This is a genomic window from Candidatus Anaeroferrophillus wilburensis, from assembly GCA_016934315.1.
Classification (GTDB): Bacteria; Desulfobacterota; Anaeroferrophillalia; order Anaeroferrophillales; family Anaeroferrophillaceae; genus Anaeroferrophillus; species Anaeroferrophillus wilburensis.
In genome coordinates this window covers 57,726-75,663 of the sequence record JAFGSY010000030.1, presented here as the reverse complement: position 1 = coordinate 75,663, position 17,938 = coordinate 57,726, and the positions used below count along the sequence as shown (strand labels likewise).

Genomic DNA, 17,938 nt, shown 5'->3' with positions numbered 1-17,938 from the left:
GGTGGTGATCATGCCGGGAGAATAAACCGCAGCTTTTCCCTTGCCGCCGAAGTTATGTGGTCGGGGTTGGTCAACACGGCATTCTCCAGGGCCCGGGGGCAGGAACAATCACTTTCAGGGGTAGCCCTGCCTGCCATCTCCCGGATAATCTTTTTTGCATTTTCCACATTCTGGTGAATGATTTCCAAGACCGCGTCGACACTGACATCGTCATGATCTTCCTTCCAGCAGTCATAATCGGTTGCCAGAGCCAGCGTTGCATAGCAGATCTGGGCCTCGCGGGCCAGACGGGCTTCAGGCATGTTGGTCATGCCGATGACATCAACTCCCCACTGGCGATAGAGACGCGATTCCGCCCGGGTGGAAAACTGGGGACCATTGATGCAGATATAGGTTCCCCGGGCATGGAAGGGAATTTGCAATGCCCGGCAGCTCTCTTGAAACTGCCGTCGCAGAACCGGACAGACGGGATCAGCAAAAGGGATATGACCGACAATGCCATCACCGAAAAAAGTGGAAGGCCGGCCGCTGGTGCGGTCGATAAACTGATCGACAATAACCATCTCTCCCGGCCTGATCTCCTCCTTCATGCTGCCAACGGCACTGATGGAAAGAATTTGCTGCACACCAAGCTGTTTCAAGGCATAAATGTTGGCGCGAAAATTTATTTCTGCCGGTAAAATGGTATGCCCCCGGCCATGACGAGGGAGAAAAACCAGGTGGGCTTCCCCCAGCTGGCCGGTAACCAATGATGCTGATGGCGAGCCAAAAGGGGTATCCACCGAAACTTCCCTGATTCCTGACAGTCCCTCCATTTCATAGAGGCCGCTGCCACCGATAATGCCGATGGTAGTCATCTTCCTTCCTTTCTCAAACAGATCTTTCTGGGTTCCAGACGTTGGTGTTCAGCGGATTTTCATCCGGGAACGGCGGTTGCCTCATGGCGGCAATCATGCCAGACCGGCAACCAGGGCCGGCATGATATCGCTTGCTGATCCCAATAAGACAACATCGGCGACAGTTTTTGTCAGTGGTGACGGCTCAAGGTTGATTTCCACGATGGTGCCGCCATTCCGTTTTGTTACCCAGGGAAGATCGGCTACTGGATACACCACGGCCGAAGTGCCGATAACCAGCATCAGATCTGCCTGGCTGGCGGCCAGCACGGCGCTGCTTTGTGCTGCCGGCGGGATCGCCTCACCGAAAAAGACGACATCCGGCTTCATGACCATCTGGCAGCGAGGGCAAAGGGGAGGGATATTCAGCTCAGCAAAACTGGCGATCGCTTCCCGATGGTTGCAGGACAAACAGGTCAAATTGCGGGTGTTGCCATGAAATTCAACCACCCGTTTACTGCCGGCAGCCTGATGCAGACCATCGACGTTCTGGGTAACAACAGCCTGCAGCAGGCCGTTAGCCTCCATTGCTGACAGCGCCAGATGGGCCGGGTTCGGCCTGGCGTCGTAGACCAATGCGAGCATCTCCGCCAGCATGCGCCATACCTTCCGGGGATTGCTGATGAAAGCGTCAATATGGGCATATTCCTGCGGATCATAGTGTTCCCAAAGTCCCTGGCTGCCCCTGAAAGCCGGGATGCCGCTGTCAACCGAGATACCGGCCCCCGTTAATGCTACAACCCGTTTTGCTTTCCGCAGCTGTGCTGCCGCCGCCGCAATCCGATCAGTGGGAAGCACCCTTTTCATAGATCATCTCCAGACAGGTGGCGGTTGCCGGCCTGATGGCAAAACGGTTGTCAAGCCGATGGCCGACAATCCAGATAATGGCGTCACGCTGACATAACAGAGGAACATCCTTTTTCTTATCCAGAGCTATTTTAGCATCAGTAAAAAAAATTTTCACTTTTTTCCGTTTGCCCTGCATTCCCAAGGGATAAAAAAAATCTCCCGCTTCCCATGAGCGGACCAGCAGAGGGAATTGGATGTCCGCGGCATCAGCGAACTCATGGTCAGTGGCCGGGGACGCCAGTTGCTGCAGATCAACCCTCCTCCGCTCAAGGGACTTGATGGTTAACCTGCCCCGGCTGCCGGGCAGCACATAGCTTCCCGGACCGGGTATTGACAGGGAAAAGCCGGCAGTCGGCATTGCCTCCCTGACGCTGCTGGCAAATACCAGCGACTGTCGATGAATTTCCATGGTCAAAGATTTATCAAGATGGAACAAGGTTACCGTCTTGGGGTTTTTTTTCATGATCAGGTTGACCAGCGTTGCCATTGTCCGTTGCTGAAGCTGCTTTTTTCCACCGGCCTGGTAAATAACCCGTTCCAGGATGTGAGGGATGAGACCACAGTCCTGCTGTTGCAATTGCTGACGGTCGATAGTCAGAGAGTTCCCCCCGGCGGCAACCCACCGGTCAAAAAACGTTTGCACCAACCTATCGATGATCGCCAGATCATCAGCCAAACCTGCAGCCATTGTTGCCAGCTGCCGGTCTAGATGGCTCCCGCCGGCCGCTGCCCGAAGAACCGGCATCACCTGATGCCTGATGCGGTTGCGGGTAAACTCCAGGGAGGCATTGCTGCGATCCTCAACAAAATCAACCTGCTGCTCTCTGGCATATCGTTCCACCTCTTCCCTGGTGATGCCGAGCATCGGCCGCGCAATATGCTGCCTAGTTGTCGGAATCCCTTTAAGCCCGCGCAAACCGCTGCCCCGCAAAAGATTCATGATCACAGTCTCCGCCTGATCATTGGCAGTATGGGCGGTCAGCAGCCAGCTGTCGGGACGGGCCTCAAGACAGCGGAAAAAAAAAGCATAACGGGCCTGACGGGCGGCATCTTCAAGCGAGAGGCCAAGTTGCCGCCGGTCTCGGCGAATGGTCCTTCCCTGCCCCATAATCAGCGGGAGATTATGAACCCGGCACATGCGGGCTACAAACCGTTCATCGTCATCTGATTGGGTGCCGCGCAGATGATGGTTAAAATGAACAACCGTGCAATCCAGCGGCATCCGCCGGCCAAGCTCCCTCATCACCTGCAGCAGAACCATTGAATCAAGGCCGCCGGATACCGCCAGGAAAAGGGGGGTGGTGGGAAACGCCGGAATCTGCTGCCGGCAGGATTCACTGATCCGGGTGCACAGCATAATCAACCTGGACCAGCACCGTATCAACAGAACTTGGCAGCAGTTGCGAGCGCAGGGCATAGGAACCGTCGGCCGGTGAAAAACGGTTCAACCATTCAATCAGCAGTTCCATCGTTGCATAGGTGCTCACTTTGAGTTCAATGTGTCCTGCTGAAAGGGCATGCAGACGGACGGCGCCAACGGTCCGCAGGGTTTCCAGTTCATCGGTAAACTGCTTGAAATCACGGTGCTGGCGAAAGCCATTGATGGCCAGCATAATCTCCTGTTCATTCTCCGGGAACACAGCATATTCACGCAGCATGCGGTCCATGATCTGATTCTTCAGTTGCGCATTGAGCTTTTCCGCCAGGAGCGGCATACCGGCCGGAAGACTCTCAGCCAGCACCTGGGTGGCCGCAGGGGGGAGGATGACCAATGAGTTGTTTTTCATGTCCACAAAGGTCATATCGTAGTCAACCGAGAGCAGCAGTTTGTCGACCGTACCGATGTGTTTTTCCTCCATTGGCTGCAAATCGATAAAAATTGCCAGGTCACCGGGCAGCAGTTCCTTGAACCGGCCGGCCGAAACCGGCAGCGAATTATCTGGCGTCCGCCGGTTTTCTGTGGTCAGCAGGAACAGCTGCTGCAGCTCATCAGAGATATTCGGATGATAGGTCAGCATAAAACCATAGGCTGCCAACTCGCCATGCAGGTTTTCCGCCAGAGAAGATGGCTCCAGTGGCAGGGACTGCTCAAGAAGAGGCACGGTTGAAAGTGGTGCCGTACCATAACGCTGTATAATGATCAGGCGGATATCCTGCACAGCTCTTTTTTCCGGCTCCATGATCATTGCCAACTCTTCCTGCACCAGTTCCTGATTGACATGGACTGCCAACTCTATCTGGAACAGGTCGCCCAACAGGCGGTCGGAAATGATTTCATAGGAAAGAATATAGCGGTCCTGACGGTTAAAAATATGCTCATTGATCAGTTCATCATCGCTGTGATTGGCAAGCAGCTGGTCATAGACATAGGAATGCAGCGCATTGCCAAGGGCATCATTGATCGCTTCCCGGCGGGCAGCTGTCTGATCTGCGGCAAGCAATGCACTGCCACGGGCAATAATCATGGTGTTGGACAGCTGCTGCTGGGCAGCGATCGATCCTGGCAGGACCAGCAGCCAACAGACAGCCAGCAATAGTATCTTTTTCATCTTCATCAACCTCAATCCATCAATGGCCACAGCCAAATCAGCCGTGCCCGCCTATTTATCCTGAAACTGCCTTATTATGGATTTTTTCAAGGTATCCGGCAATAAACCGGCTGTTATCTGGGAAAATTTACTAATAATGGGAACCGCCTGGGAACCTCTGATCAGTCGTATATCGCCGCCCCAGACGGAGATGATCATTAGAACGACAATCGAGGAGAAAAAGAGTCCTTTCACCAACCCTAAAAGCAATCCCAGCAGATGGTCAGCCCATCCCATCTCCATCTGAATGGTGGCCTTCTTGATCGCCATGCGCAGCACTGAAAAGGCAAGCATGGTGGCAAAAAGGATAAGCATGAACGAGATGAAACTGGCCAGTGGCTTAATGGTGATAAAATCCTCCAGGTGGGGCGCTAGCACCTGATAGTAGCGGCTGGCGAGAACGATGCTGACCAGCAGTCCTACGAGGGCAACCATTTCGGCAAAAAACCCCTTGTAGAATCCCATCAGCACGGAGACAAGGATGACAATAATGATAAATGAATCAAGCGTATTCATGATATTTCCCTTTAAATAAATCTCTTAACCTATTAATAACAAAAGATAATTTCAGCCAGAAAGCTGTTAAATATTGCAGGATGCTCTTCTAGAGATATTCACTGGTGGCTATTTTTTCAGCCGTCATTTTTGCCCCGTACACCACCCCCCCCAGACCAAATCCGGGCAGGGTTTCCCAGCCAACCTGATAGAAGTTTTTATAGACGCTGTTGATCGGCACAAAGGCAGCCCCCATAACCGGAGAAAGCCGCGGCTGATACCCCCATCTCTTGACTGGATTGCCGGTCGAAGAACAGAGAGTCATCCTCCCCGGCTTTACGCCGGTCAGACGCTGAAGCAGCGCCGGTGCCCACCGGTTGTCATTATTCTTAGCGTCACTTTCCCACCAGTAGAGATCCATACTGTTCTTGCCGGCGGCTTCTTGGCCGGCAGTAAGGAGATAGAGTTCATTTTCCCGTCCCGGTTCAAAAACATATCGCCGTTGCCGGCCGGCCACCATCCCGGACTGCTCAGGAAACATGCACTGCAAGTGTTTAACAACCCTGCCGGGCTGCCGGTGAGCATACTGGCGAAAAAAATCCCGGCGCTGGTGAACAGGTGGGATTTCCCTGGCCAGCATCGTTTCATCCGAGTCAGCAATAAACGACCGACTACGGATCTGGGCTTTACCGGCATTGCCAATACCGATATACCATTTTCCATCAAAAACTACCTGGTAATCGGTGGATGAAAGTACGCCCCCGCAATCAAGGATGGCATGATGCACCGCCTCCTGCAACCGGTCAATATTGACATACCGGGCTTCCTGAAACAAGGTGGCAAAGCCATAGGCAAAACTGAGCAGCGGCAGGTTTTGATAACAGTATAACGATATCAGGGAAACAAAGGATGAAACAAACGTATGCAGCCAGGGAGATATGCCTGAATCGGTCAGCAGGGAAGCTATCCCCCGGCTCCGGTTATCCAGGAGCACCCGGTTTTTAACCAGCTGCTGGAGTATTTTGCCATGATCTTTCAAGGTCATGGGAGGGATCATCAGGCCATCACCCATGATTCTGTCAATGACCTGCCAGATATCCTCAAACAGCGCCCAGTGCTGCTTCCGGGCAGGATAATCATCCGCCATCAGCATGGCGAAGGCCCGGCGGCGATCATCCGTGGCCGACGGGCAGGAAAAATCATGGGTACCATCCGTCCAGCTGAACCAGTTGCCGGGCGTTTCTGTCACGGCACCGTCCAGGAGGTTTTCAGAGGTCAGGATGTCCAAGGGAACGCCGGCAGCAACCGGCAGAAGAAAGGGAGAAAAACCGCCCGCATCTTCGGCCGCCGGCAGCAGCAGCACGTTTTTCCCTTTTCTGGCCAGCAGCAGGGCGGCCAGCAACGGGCCAAGGCTGCCGCCACGGCAGATAACATCATACTGGTGACTGACCGGAAGTTTCACTGGAGCACCATGCTTTCTCCGGGATGCAAAACGACTCCGCGGCAACCATAGCGGTCGAGCGAGTCGACAAACTCATGGGGATTCTGCTTGATAACCTCCCAGGTATTATAATGCATCGGCACCACTAGATCCGGCTGCAGCAGTTCCACTGCTTCTCTGGCAGCCTCAGGACCCATGGTATACAGATCACCGATGGGCAGCAGGGCAACATGAATACCATTGCTGCCAATTGCCGCCATATCCTGAAAGACTGCAGTATCACCGGCAAAATAGATGGTTTTGCCGCCGATTGTCATCAGGTAGCCGCAAGGGCTGCCGGTATAGATAAGTTCACTTTCATGGACATAGGCCGAACTGTGGTGGGCGATGGTCATCTGGATGGCAAACTTACCGGCGTCAAGCCGGCCGCCGATGTTCATCGACTGGGTTTTGACCACCCCCAAACGCTGGCACAGCTGAACCAGTTCAAAAGGAGCAATAACCGCAGCCCCGCAGTGTTTGGCTATGGCAACCGTATCGCCCACATGGTCGGGATGTCCATGGCTCAAAAGGATATAATCGGCTTTAACTGATGCCGGACCGATTACGGCCAGGGGATTGTCGCTGAGATAAGGATCAGTCAAAAGGGCAACCTGGTCTGTTTCAATAAGAAAGCAGGCATGGCCATGAAACGTTATTCTGAGCATCAAGGGTTCTCCGCACCGGCTGGTTGGCTGCCGGCAGCTATGAATTCATCCGCTGTCCAGATGGAAAGACCGTTCTCTTTGAACAGGGCCGTGGTTACACCGCAGCCGGCAACCAGGGTGTCGCTGCAGTAAATAAGATGAACGCCGCAGGATGGACTTTTTTCCTTTAAAATCGCCCCGCTTGCCCCGACGCTCTGGGCAACATGCAACGCCTGTTGAGCCCCAAGCCTGAAGGCATCACTCACATCACCCCCGGAAGGGATGGAAAGTCGGGCATTCCCCCTGAGTACCGCGCTACCGTCACCGCCGCTGAAACAGGCCGCCGGCCTGGGGGTTGGCAGACCTCCAAGCTGTTCCGGACAGAGGGGAACCAGTGGCACAGCGTGCTCGCGGCAAAACCGCACCAGCCGCTCATTGGTTTTAACCGTGCCGTCGTATCGGCACCTGATGCCCATCATGCAGGCACTGACCACCAGCGGAAAATTCATGCAACTCATCCCGCAATCTTTTTGGTAACCAGATTAATGGCATCATAGGCAATGGCAAACAGCTCATCAATCTGGTGCTTTTCAATACACAACGGGGGAATGAAGTAGACCACATCGCCCAATGGCCGCAGATAGGCGCCGTTTGTGACGCACAGGTCAGTCACCTGCTTACCCACCCTCTCCGCCGGCGGATAGGACTTTTTGCCATGACGGTCGGCAACCAGTTCAACGGCACCGATAAGACCTATGCCCCGCACGTCTCCCACATGGTCAAGTTCCCGGAATTTCTGCAGTTGCCGTTGAAAGTAGTCCGCTTTCTTACGTACTCCGTCGACAATCTTGGCTTCCCGGAAATATTCCAGGTTGCGTAATCCGACTGCCGCTGCCAGCGGGTTGCCGGTATAGCTGTGACCATGAAAAAACGTTTTTCCCTGATCGTAATCACCCCAAAAAGCCTGAAAAATGGCATCTGTTGCCCCGGTCACCGCCAGAGGCATATAGCCGCCGGTCAAACCTTTGGCCATGCAGATGAGATCCGGTGTAATGCCGGCGTGTTCACAAGCAAACATGGCTGCCGTCCGGCCGAAAGCTACAGCCACCTCATCAGCAATCAGGTGGACGTCATACATATCACACAAATGGCGCAACTTTTTCAGGTAGGCAGCCGGATAAACAAACATGCCGGCCACCGCCATGACCATCGGCTCAATGATAATCCCGCATATCCTGTCCGCCTGTTCCGCAAGTACGGTTTCAAGAAAGGATAGACATTCCTGACTGCAGGTGCTGACCTCTTTATTGGCGGGGCAACGATAACAGCAGGGGGCCGGCGCATGCATAGCCGGAAACAGCAGGGGGCGAAAAATCTGATGGTACATGTCGATGCCACCGACGCTGACCGCCCCCAGCGTGTCTCCATGGTAGGCATGCTCCAGTGCCAGAAACGTTGTTTTTTGCGAAAAGCCCCGATTCTGCCAATACTGAAAGGACATTTTCAACGCGACTTCGACCGCTGTTGAACCATTGTCTGAATAAAAAACATGTTCCAGGCCTGCCGGCAGGACGTCAACCAGCTCTTTTGCCAGGAGGATTGCCGGTTCGTGGGAAAGCCCAGCCAGAGCACAGTGGGCAATTTTATCAACCTGCTGATGCAGCGCCTCATTCAATACCGGGTGGTTATGGCCATGAATATTAACCCACCACGAGGAGATGCCGTCGATGTAGCGCTTGTTTTCCTGATCATAGAGATATATCCCTTCTCCCCGGTCGATGATGATCGCCGGCTGCTGTTCCTTCATCTGGGTAAAGGGTTTCCAGATATAGTGCTGATCCAGTTCTTTGAGTGTTGAGTCCATTACCGGTTCCCGAGTGTTTTTTGATGCAGGCCAGGTGGCGGGCACTTGATGGTCCAGATGACCGACCCCTATCCGCTGCAAAGATTACGTTTTTATTATGACGCCAGACTGACACAATGGTCGAGCAAGGTTATCCGGCAGGCCGGCAGATCAATGCTCGCCGTCGCCCCCTGGGGGAAGATAAAGCTGTTGGAACAGTGGCCATAGCGGAAATTATAAACAACCGGGAAGTGATCATTGGCAAAAAAGTTGCGCAAAAACGGAGCCAACAACGGCTGTTCCTCCTGGTCAGGCAGCAGCATCTGTCCCAGGATCACCATGGACACCTTTGCGAACACCCCGGCCAGCCGCAGCTGGGTCAGATAGCGGTCCAGGCGATACAGGCGCTCCCCATGTTCTTCCAGAATGAGTACGGCATTGCTGAAATCCGGCAGAAATCGGCTGCCGGCCAGTGACGCGATGACGCTGAGTGTTCCTCCCAACAATCGACCTTTGATTGGCTGTGGCCGGTCAAAGGCAACCCACTCATTGAGATACCGGCTCATCATGGCACTGGTCTCAGCCAGCGGCACACCGCCCAGCAGACCCCAGAATAAGGGCTCGTTGATCATCCCCGGACGGGCCATCTCGACGGCAACCATGGGACCGGAGATGGTTGGCAGGCGGCTATGCTGCCAGAGCGCCAGCTGCAGGGCGGTAATATCACTATAGCCTACCAGCAGCTTTGGCTGACCGGAAAAAACCGTATAATCAAGCCTGTCAAGGAGTTTTGCACAACCGAATCCGCCACGGGCGGCAAAAACAGCGTCAACGCCGGAATCGTTGAACATCCGGTAAATATCCGCCAGGCGTTGTTCGTCCGTGCCGGCCAGATGGTGTTGACGCTCGGCAATACTGTCACCTACCACCGTATGATAACCAGCTTGCGAGAGATACTGCCGACCACGAATCAGCAGATCATCCTTAACCGGACTTGACGGCGCAATGATGCCAATGACCGCCGCAGGACGAAGCGGCGGCGGCCGGTGCATCTGTTCACCGCTATCGCAGCTACTTTTTCTTTCTCCATCACTCAAGAAATATTTCCCCCAGCCGATGATAGAAAAGAGAGCCGGATGGCGCTTCGAAACCTAGCAAATCAATTGACAAATGTCAAAAATTATAATAACTTTCGCTCTCATTTAGGGGTTTTGCGCCTTTTTTTGAACATGCACTGTGGTCTTCATCAGCCACAGAACAGGGACCTATTTTGTCACAATCAACAGGTTTTTTCAGCAAAGTAAAAAATATTTTTTCAAAACAGCAGAAAAGCAGTCGTCAGAGCGCTGCTCCGACAGTTGAAGAATACCGCCGGCAGATCCAGGGAAACCCGAAGAACTTCCGGATCCGTATTAAACTGGCTGATCAACTGCTCTCTGGAAAGATGACCGATGAGGCGCTGACGGAGTATAATACTGCGGCCAAGCATTACGTCGACCACGGGTTTGCCCCGATGGCCATCGCCCTCTACAAAAAAATAACCAAGATCGACCCCGACCATCTGGATGCCAATCTCAGTCTGGCCCGCATCTATCAACGGGAAAACCTCTATGCTGATGCAATAACCTATTATCAGCAGGCCTTTGAATATTATCAGAAAAAACGGCAGCCTGAAAAAGCTCTGGGCATTCTGGAAAAGATTATCGATATTGCCCCTGACAAGGAAAAATTCCGCAGCATGCTGCATAATCTTTTTCCTGAGTTCCAGGAGGCGGAAAAAAGCATCTATTCCGATATTATCGTTGCCGATGAAACGGGAAAATCCCGGGCCGCGGCAACGGTATCGGATCAGGATGGTGATTTTTTTGACCTTGGGGCAGAGCTGTCGGACGATGTATCAACGTTGTCCGATAGTTTGGATAGCCATCAGCCTGGGGGGAACGTTCGTGACGATATCGGCGTTGAACAGATTTTCCAAATCTTGAAAGAAACATTTAAAGAAGGACGGGAGCAGTCTGCCAGTGAAGATGTTGATCAGCAGAAATTTCATTATAATATGGCCCTCGCCTACAAAGAGCTGGGGATGCCGGAGCAGGCCCTTGAAGAAAGCAAGGTGGCACTGAATTTCACCGCTTTCAGGATTCCGACTCTGCTGTTGCGTGGCCGGCTTTACCATGAACAGGGCAATATGCAGGAATCGTTGTCCCAGTTTCAGCAGGGTTTGCGGGAACGTGGACTGACCAGAAAGGATTTCATGGTTTTCAAGTATGAGATGGGCCTGATTTTCAAAGAACTGGAGGATTCCTCCCGGGCTTTGGAAGCATTTCGCGAAGCCGCTTCGGTGGATCCAAATTATGAACAGGTGGCTCAAAAGATCGCCGCCCTGGAAGCTGACCATGCTTAAGGTTAAACCTTCCCAACCTGCTCCATCGCCTGCTGACAAGGATATCTAATGGCCATTTTCAACTATCAGAAAAAGGAGATCGGGGCAAAAATCGTTTATTACGGTCCGGCGTTATGTGGTAAAACCACCAATGTTCAATATATCCATGTGAAGCTTAATCCGAAACAGCGCGGCGATCTTGTTTCCCTGGCAACCGATGCCGACCGGACGCTGTTTTTTGATTTTTTGCCTATTGAACTGGAAAATATCGGCGGTTTCAAAACCCGATTCCATATCTATACCGTCCCCGGACAGGTGTATTACAATTCAACTAGGAAAGCGGTGCTGACCGGTGCCGATGGGATTATTTTTGTTGCCGACTCTCGACGGTCGATGGCCCAGGAAAATATTGAAAGTCTGCAAAACCTTAAGGATAACCTGACCTATTACAATCGCGACATTGACTCCCTGCCCTTGATCTTCCAGTATAACAAGCGGGATATGCCTGACATCCTCAGTGTTGCCGAACTCAATGCCCAGCTTAATCCCAAAGGACTACCCTGCTTCGAATCGGTGGCGGTAAAAGGCAGTGGTGTGTTGCCCGCCCTGACCAGCTGCTGCAAAATGGTTTTGCAAAACTTGAAAACCAAGGGTTCTGCGACCGCAAAAACAGCACCGGATTTTCCGCCAAAACCGTCAATCGATGTTCAAGAACAGAAGGCAGCCACACCGACTCTCAGCAGCATGAGCGCCCCCCCCCATCTGGAATCCCCGATGCAGGCGGCCATGTCATCACAGCTCCCCAACATGGGTTTGCAGCCACCTGGCGTCCGGCTGTCACCGGCTGGCGGATTCAAGCCTGAAGTCGTCCGGGTCGGCAAGGTTATCCTTAACGATCCGTATACGATTACCGTTCCCCTGCAAGTTGCAGTCAATGAGAATCGAAACCAGCTGTTATCGGTTGACATCTCATTAACGATTAACCACCTTCTTAATGAAGAATGAAAACCAGTATCTCATCCCGGATACGATGCGGTTTCGTTATTGCCGTTGCCGTCCTATGGATTGGTGCTTCCGGAACAGTGGCAGCCGAACCTCCACCTGATACAACGCTTCCCTCCACCGAACAGCAGACAATAAACCAGCCAACTGCGCTTTCCCAGAATGAGGAACCGGCATTGGCGGGCAGTAATGGACAGCATGAGTTTCCCGGAACCATCATTGTTCCCGCCATTGATCCCCGCCGGGAAGATGACAGCATTCCTGCAGAAACAGAACATCTGCCAGATATTCCAGCAACCAGAATCGTTCCGCCCCGTGCTTCTGGAGATGGTCTTCCTTTACCTGCCGCCCCTCCAACTGAAATTGAACGGGAGAGTTACACCAAGGACGAACAGGCTGCACCGAAGGCGCTGCTGGCGGAAAACGAAAGTCTGATGGAGGCTGCCTGGCAGCAATTTCTCAGCGCATACCGGCACCGTGATTTGAATCTGGTCAGCAAAAATCTGGATCTGTTGCTGGCCGCCAGGGACAAAGAGGGCTTTGCCAATACCAGGCCCTACTCGCTGGCTCTCCTGGCTCTCGCTGAAGAAACAAACGCCCGGCAAGATGCAACCGGCACCCAGGCCCTGACCGATTATGCCCTCCGCCTTTCGCCGGATTTTTCCGCATTTTACCAGTCCCAGAGTAGTCTGGCCTTCAGTAAAAAACGTTTTTTCTCTTCTCTTGCCTCCTTTTTTGCCGCCATTGGCCGGCTGTTCAGCAACCAGGGACAACGATTGCAGGCCATTGCACTTCTGTGGTTCAGCGCAGCTTACCTGCCTCTCTGGCTGATGACCTTTATGACCCTTGCCCTGCTGCTGCGGTATATCCAGGCACTGCGGGAAACCCTGGAACGTCGGTTTAATCGGCTGACACCATCGCTTCTTGTTTGTGCTCTGCTGGCTGCCAGTGCCATGATGTTTTTTCGTTCTATCCTTCTCCTTCCGGGACTCTTCCTGTTGTTCATCTGCCTTTTTCACCTCATGACGCTCAAAGAGCGGCTGGCTTATCTGCTGACCCTGGTCATGCTGTTCTTTTCCCCTTTTGCCTATCAAAATGGACTGCAAACAATCAAAAGTCTCAGTTCACCAATCTTACGCCCGGCCTTGCAGGTGAATTTTGACAGCTATGGCTCCAAGGAACAGCATATGCTGGCAGCCGGCAGCCAGCATAATGCAGAACAGGTTCTGGCCCTTTTTTCCCAGTCTGTTGCCGCTGGCAATGCCGGCGATATCACCGCCGCAATCTCCGCTCTGGAACAGCTTATTGCCATTGATCCGCAACCGGAAGCCGCGGCATACAATAACCTGGCCAACTTCTACTTTCTCAATAATGAGAGTGAAAAGGCGATCAACACCTATAAAAAAGCCATCGCCTGCAAGCCGGCCAGCGGCATTTATCACTACAACCTGAATCATGCCTACATGAAAGAATCATTTTCACTGGCTGAAAGCGAAGCATCTTTCATTCATGCGTGGGAATTATCTCCCAAAATGATTCAGGAACAATTGGCGAAAGAACGGCGTGCCAACGATCCGGTTCTGATTCACGAACCTTTGCCATGGTCCTATACCTACCGACTGGTGACCGAGCAGCTCCTAACCACCGGGGACAAAAACGAATTCTACCGGCTTTTCTTTGCTCCATGGGGAGCGCTGCTGCTCTATGTTGCCTTTCTGGTGACGGTGGGAGTGATTATCGCCGTCCTCTGGATCAAACGGGACAAAAACAGAGCATTCTGCCCGCTCTGCGGCACGACCTTCCATGGTATAGGCCGGGCCTTTCATGCCTGTCCATCATGCCTGCATATTGCCAGAAAAGCTGACAATGATTCATTTGCTCTCCAGCAGCGCAAAAAAATCAGGGTCTTCACCTGGATTGCCGATCGCCTGATGCTGGTATGCGGTTTCCTGATTCCGGGAACTTACCAACTGGTTTTGGGAGAAACCATCAAAGGCTTTTTTATGCTCTGGGGCGGGTTCGTCCTGGCAGTTGTCATCTTCCTGACCAGACACCAGCTTGTCCATTGTGGTTTGTTTCCCCCTGGATCCCCATGGGGAATAAAAGTTTTCCCCCTGCTGCTGGTCGTCGGACTCTATTCAATAAACATCTACAGCTGGAGTAAACGCTGTCGGCAGCGGCAGACAGTCTCCCAATAAAGATACGGTGCCCCGGATGCGTGCTCATGCCTAAAAACAATGAACTTAAAGGCTATCTTGGTGGTTTTGATCTGACGGATGTCCTGCAGCTGATCTCTCAGCAGCAGAAAACCGGCATTTTGAAAGTTGAAAGTTCCGAGGGCAACTGCTCCTGGTTTTTCAAGGAGGGCATGATTGTCGGCATGAGCAGCAGCCTGGCAAACCATGCTTTTGACCTTGAAGAGATGATGAAAAAGTCAGGGCGGCTGTCTCCCGCCCAGTCCAGCACCATGCGCCATGAACAGATCCGCCGGGAAACCTCCATGGAACGGGTACTGGTTGACCACGGCATTTTAAGTCATCAAGAGATGGCAGCATTCAACCAGATGCGGCTGTTTGAAATTCTGGCCGCCATGCTCGGCTGGAAAAAGGGTTCATATTCTTTTGAGCCGACCAGAAGCCTCTATGAAACTCCCTATCTGCAGCCTCAGCCGTCCGACTATATTCTCCTGGAAATTCTCCGGCAAACAGATGAGTTGTCCCTGTTTGAGAAGCATGTTGCTTCCCTGGAAGCGATTTATGAGCCATGTTCAACCTTTGCTGCCGATAGCGATGATGCTCTCTTTCTGGCTGATTTCAGAGAGCAGCTTACCGCTGAAGAGGAGCAGATTCTGGCGTTGGTGAAGCAGCACCTTACCGTCCAGGAGATTATTGATCGGAGCCTGCATGGCCGCTATAATGTGTACCGCATCCTGGCCGGCTTTCTCAAACGGGGGATTATTGCCGAAAAAGGCAAAAAACAGCTGAAAGCCAAACGACACAGCGATGATGCCTGGAAATATGCGTCTGCTGATCTGCTGATCTGCCTGTTGATTGCCATGAACATCGTTTTCTGCTGTTCAGCATTCATGCCCATTTCCTGGGTTCCTTCATGGATGAAACAACAGCCGTATACTGCCTTTACCGATGCGCTTTCCTCATTTACGGCCCGGGAGCAGGAGGTTTTGGTGAACGCCAAAAAGCTGCTCCAGGAACGCTGAGACAGCAATATCCTTCATTCCATATCCCTGACAATGGCAAAGACCGCTAACATTCCCTCATCACCGGCCATCAGGATGCTGCAGCAGCATCAGGCGGCCTTTGAGCTGCAGCCCTATGCCTATGAAGACCACGGGGGTACCGCGGTCGCCGCCCGGGAGCTGGGGGTTGACGAGCACCAGGTAATCAAAACCCTGGTAATGGAAGATGAAAATCACCAGCCGCTGCTGATCCTCATGCACGGCGACCAGGAGGTCTCCACTAAAGCCCTGGCCAGGGAAATCAACGTCAAAAGCATCACCCCATGCCAGCCGGCCGCGGCCACCAGGCATACCGGCTACCAGGTTGGCGGCATTTCGCCCTTCGGCACCCGAAAAGCCCTGCCGGTTTACATGGAGGAAAGCATTGTCCGGCTGCCGTACATCTACATCAACGGCGGCCGGCGGGGACTTTTGGTGAAGATCCTGCCGGCCGATCTCATAAACCTGCTCAAGCCCATTGCCGTTCAGGCGGCGCGGTAATTGGGGGGATGCTTAAACTCTGGTTTATCCTCGCCGTACTCACCGCCCTGGCTGCTGCCTTGAAAGATGTTTTCAGCAAAATAGCGGTGACCACTGCCAATCCTTACCTGGTTGCCTGGGCCTGGAGTGCCGGTGCCCTGCCCTTTCTGCTGCCCCTGCTGCTGGTCATTGACCTGCCGCCCCTCGGTCCACGGTTCTGGCCGGCCCTGTTTGCCGGCGGCCTGCTGCACATCGGCGCGACCATTCTCTACATCAAGGCGCTCAAGGCTTCAGACCTGTCCCTTACCATTCCCATGATCACCCTGACGCCCCTCTTCCTGCTGGTCACCTCGCCGCTGATGCTTGGCGAGCTTCCCAGTGCCGCCAGCATGACGGGAATTATTCTGATTGTGGTGGGCTCCTACCTGCTCAATATCCATGAATACCACAAAGGGTTTCTCGAGCCGTTCCGGGCCCTGGTGCGGGAACCGGGACCCCGACTGATGTTGGGGGTGGCCTTGATCTGGAGTGTCACCGCCAATATTGACAAGATTGGCATCACCGGTTCATCGCCCCTTGCCTGGGTCATTGCCGTCGACTCGTTTGTGGCCGTGGCCCCCATCGTCTGGTTGCTGTCGCCGGCTGCAGAACGGCGGCTGTCTACGATGCGGATCAGGAAGCTGGCACCCATCGGCCTGAGTGCCGCCCTGGTGCTGATCCTGCAGATGCATGCCATCCAGTTGACCTTGGTACCCTACGTCATTGCCATCAAACGCACCAGCGTACTGTTCAGCATCCTCTTCGGCCTGCTGGTCTTCGGCGAAAAAAGGATCAGGGAACGGCTGCTCGGTGCCGCTATCATGGTTGTCGGGGTCGTCATTATCGCCATGTTTTCCTGCTCTTAGCAGGAATAGCTGCCGCTCTAGGTGGATGGATAGTTTTTTGACTTGCTTTTTCCCACAAATGTACTATTTTTAACGAGACTATCGTTGGACATGTTTTTCATGCAATAGATGAAAGGGGGCAGATAATGGCGGTCCACTACAGCAAGCTTGGCTTTGTCAACACCACAGAAATGTTCCGGCAGGCGATGGCCGGCGGCTATGCCGTCCCTGCCTACAATTTCAACAACATGGAGCAGCTGCAGGCGATCATGAACGGCTGCGGCCAGTCCGGGTCACCGGTGATCATCCAGGTTTCCAGCGGCGCCCGCAAGTATGCCGACCAGACGATGCTGCGCTACTTGGCCGAAGGGGCGGTGCGGATGGCCTGCGACGCGGGCTACACGATGCCCATTGCCCTCCACCTCGACCACGGCGACACCTATGAACTGTGCGTCTCCTGCATCGAAAGCGGCTTTTCCTCGGTGATGATCGATGGTTCCCACCATCCCTATCAGGAGAATGTCGAACTGACCGCCAGGGTGGTGGAGTATGCCCATAAATATGATGTCAGCGTCGAAGGGGAACTGGGTGTGCTGGCCGGCATCGAGGATGATGTTGAAGCGGCCAAGTCGATTTACACCGATCCGGAACAGGTGCAGGACTTTGTCGGCAAAACCGGGGTTGACTCGCTGGCTATCTCCATCGGCACCTCCCACGGCGCCTACAAGTTCAGGCCGGAGCAGTGCAAACCGAATGAACAGGGGGTCCTGGTTCCCCCGCCCCTGCGCTTTGACATCCTTGAGGAGATTGAACGCCGGATTCCCGGTTTCCCCATCGTCCTCCACGGCTCCAGTTCGGTGCTGCCCCAATACGTCGACATCATCAATCAGCATGGCGGCAAACTGAAAGCTGCCGTCGGCATCCCCGAGGAGCAACTCCGTCAGGCGGCCAGATCGAACGTCTGCAAGGTCAATATTGATTCCGACGGCCGGCTGGTGGTCACCGCCATGATCCGTAAGGTGTTCGCTGAAAAACCGGAAGAGTTCGACCCGCGGAAATACCTCGGGCCGGCCCGGGATGAACTAACCAAAATGATCATGTTCAAAAACAAGCATGTCCTCGGCAGTGCCGGCCGGGCATAACGACCAAGGGGGCA

The 17,938-nt window shown here is 53.5% G+C and carries 17 protein-coding genes; 7 read left to right on the top strand and 10 right to left on the bottom strand.

Annotated features, from left to right (window positions below; translation table 11 throughout):
• Positions 1-8: 8 nt before the first annotated feature.
• The 10 genes from mtnP to JXO50_07840 form a co-directional block, all read right to left on the bottom strand.
• The gene (gene mtnP / locus JXO50_07885; GenBank protein ID MBN2333011.1) at positions 9-857 is read right to left on the bottom strand and encodes an S-methyl-5'-thioadenosine phosphorylase; all 849 of its coding nucleotides are present in this window, start codon (positions 855-857) and stop codon (positions 9-11) included.
• 93 nt (positions 858-950) lie between these two features.
• Positions 951-1,703 (bottom strand): NAD-dependent deacylase, encoded by a 753-nt coding sequence (locus JXO50_07880; GenBank protein MBN2333010.1) that lies wholly within the window; start codon positions 1,701-1,703, stop codon positions 951-953.
• Positions 1,681-3,102, bottom strand: coding sequence for a tRNA lysidine(34) synthetase TilS (gene tilS / locus JXO50_07875; protein MBN2333009.1), 1,422 nt, complete (start codon positions 3,100-3,102; stop codon positions 1,681-1,683). The genes JXO50_07880 and tilS overlap by 23 nt, the downstream gene beginning before the upstream one ends.
• A complete protein-coding gene (locus JXO50_07870) occupies positions 3,080-4,294 on the bottom strand; it encodes a hypothetical protein (GenBank protein MBN2333008.1) in 1,215 nt (404 codons plus the stop codon). Before JXO50_07870 ends, tilS begins: the two co-directional genes overlap by 23 nt.
• Before the next feature lie 51 nt (positions 4,295-4,345).
• Positions 4,346-4,849 carry a CvpA family protein gene (locus tag JXO50_07865; protein ID MBN2333007.1) on the bottom strand — a complete coding sequence of 168 codons (504 nt, stop codon included), beginning with the start codon at positions 4,847-4,849 and terminating at the stop codon, positions 4,346-4,348.
• A gap of 88 nt (positions 4,850-4,937) precedes the next feature.
• Complete coding sequence (locus tag JXO50_07860; protein ID MBN2333006.1) at positions 4,938-6,290, bottom strand: hypothetical protein; 1,353 nt, start codon at positions 6,288-6,290, stop codon at positions 4,938-4,940.
• Complete coding sequence (locus JXO50_07855; protein ID MBN2333005.1) at positions 6,287-6,976, bottom strand: metal-dependent hydrolase; 690 nt, start codon at positions 6,974-6,976, stop codon at positions 6,287-6,289. Before JXO50_07855 ends, JXO50_07860 begins: the two co-directional genes overlap by 4 nt.
• Complete coding sequence (locus JXO50_07850) at positions 6,976-7,464, bottom strand: DUF523 domain-containing protein (protein MBN2333004.1); 489 nt, start codon at positions 7,462-7,464, stop codon at positions 6,976-6,978. Before JXO50_07850 ends, JXO50_07855 begins: the two co-directional genes overlap by 1 nt.
• A gap of 5 nt (positions 7,465-7,469) precedes the next feature.
• Positions 7,470-8,819, bottom strand: a complete 1,350-nt coding sequence (bioA, locus tag JXO50_07845) for an adenosylmethionine--8-amino-7-oxononanoate transaminase (GenBank protein ID MBN2333003.1) — start codon at positions 8,817-8,819, stop codon at positions 7,470-7,472.
• A gap of 95 nt (positions 8,820-8,914) precedes the next feature.
• Positions 8,915-9,895 carry an LD-carboxypeptidase gene (locus tag JXO50_07840; protein ID MBN2333002.1) on the bottom strand — a complete coding sequence of 327 codons (981 nt, stop codon included), beginning with the start codon at positions 9,893-9,895 and terminating at the stop codon, positions 8,915-8,917.
• 173 nt (positions 9,896-10,068) lie between these two features.
• Between JXO50_07840 and JXO50_07835 the strand changes: the two genes are divergently transcribed.
• The 7 genes from JXO50_07835 (at position 10,069) to JXO50_07805 (ending at position 17,924) form a co-directional block, all read left to right on the top strand.
• Positions 10,069-11,202 (top strand): tetratricopeptide repeat protein, encoded by a 1,134-nt coding sequence (locus tag JXO50_07835; protein MBN2333001.1) that lies wholly within the window; start codon positions 10,069-10,071, stop codon positions 11,200-11,202.
• Between the two features lie 48 nt (positions 11,203-11,250).
• Entirely contained in the window at positions 11,251-12,186 is a 936-nt protein-coding gene (locus tag JXO50_07830) for a GTPase (protein MBN2333000.1), read from the top strand.
• Positions 12,183-14,381: a hypothetical protein gene (locus tag JXO50_07825; GenBank protein ID MBN2332999.1), complete on the top strand. Its 2,199-nt coding sequence runs from the start codon at positions 12,183-12,185 to the stop codon at positions 14,379-14,381. The genes JXO50_07830 and JXO50_07825 overlap by 4 nt, the downstream gene beginning before the upstream one ends.
• A gap of 26 nt (positions 14,382-14,407) precedes the next feature.
• Positions 14,408-15,400 carry a DUF4388 domain-containing protein gene (locus JXO50_07820; GenBank protein MBN2332998.1) on the top strand — a complete coding sequence of 331 codons (993 nt, stop codon included), beginning with the start codon at positions 14,408-14,410 and terminating at the stop codon, positions 15,398-15,400.
• Between the two features lie 33 nt (positions 15,401-15,433).
• Positions 15,434-15,919 carry a Cys-tRNA(Pro) deacylase gene (ybaK, locus tag JXO50_07815; protein MBN2332997.1) on the top strand — a complete coding sequence of 162 codons (486 nt, stop codon included), beginning with the start codon at positions 15,434-15,436 and terminating at the stop codon, positions 15,917-15,919.
• Positions 15,920-15,927: 8 nt separating this feature from the next.
• Positions 15,928-16,803, top strand: a complete 876-nt coding sequence (locus JXO50_07810) for an EamA family transporter (protein ID MBN2332996.1) — start codon at positions 15,928-15,930, stop codon at positions 16,801-16,803.
• A 125-nt stretch (positions 16,804-16,928) separates the two neighbouring features.
• Complete coding sequence (locus JXO50_07805) at positions 16,929-17,924, top strand: class II fructose-1,6-bisphosphate aldolase (protein MBN2332995.1); 996 nt, start codon at positions 16,929-16,931, stop codon at positions 17,922-17,924.
• The last annotated feature ends 14 nt before the right edge of the window (positions 17,925-17,938 follow it).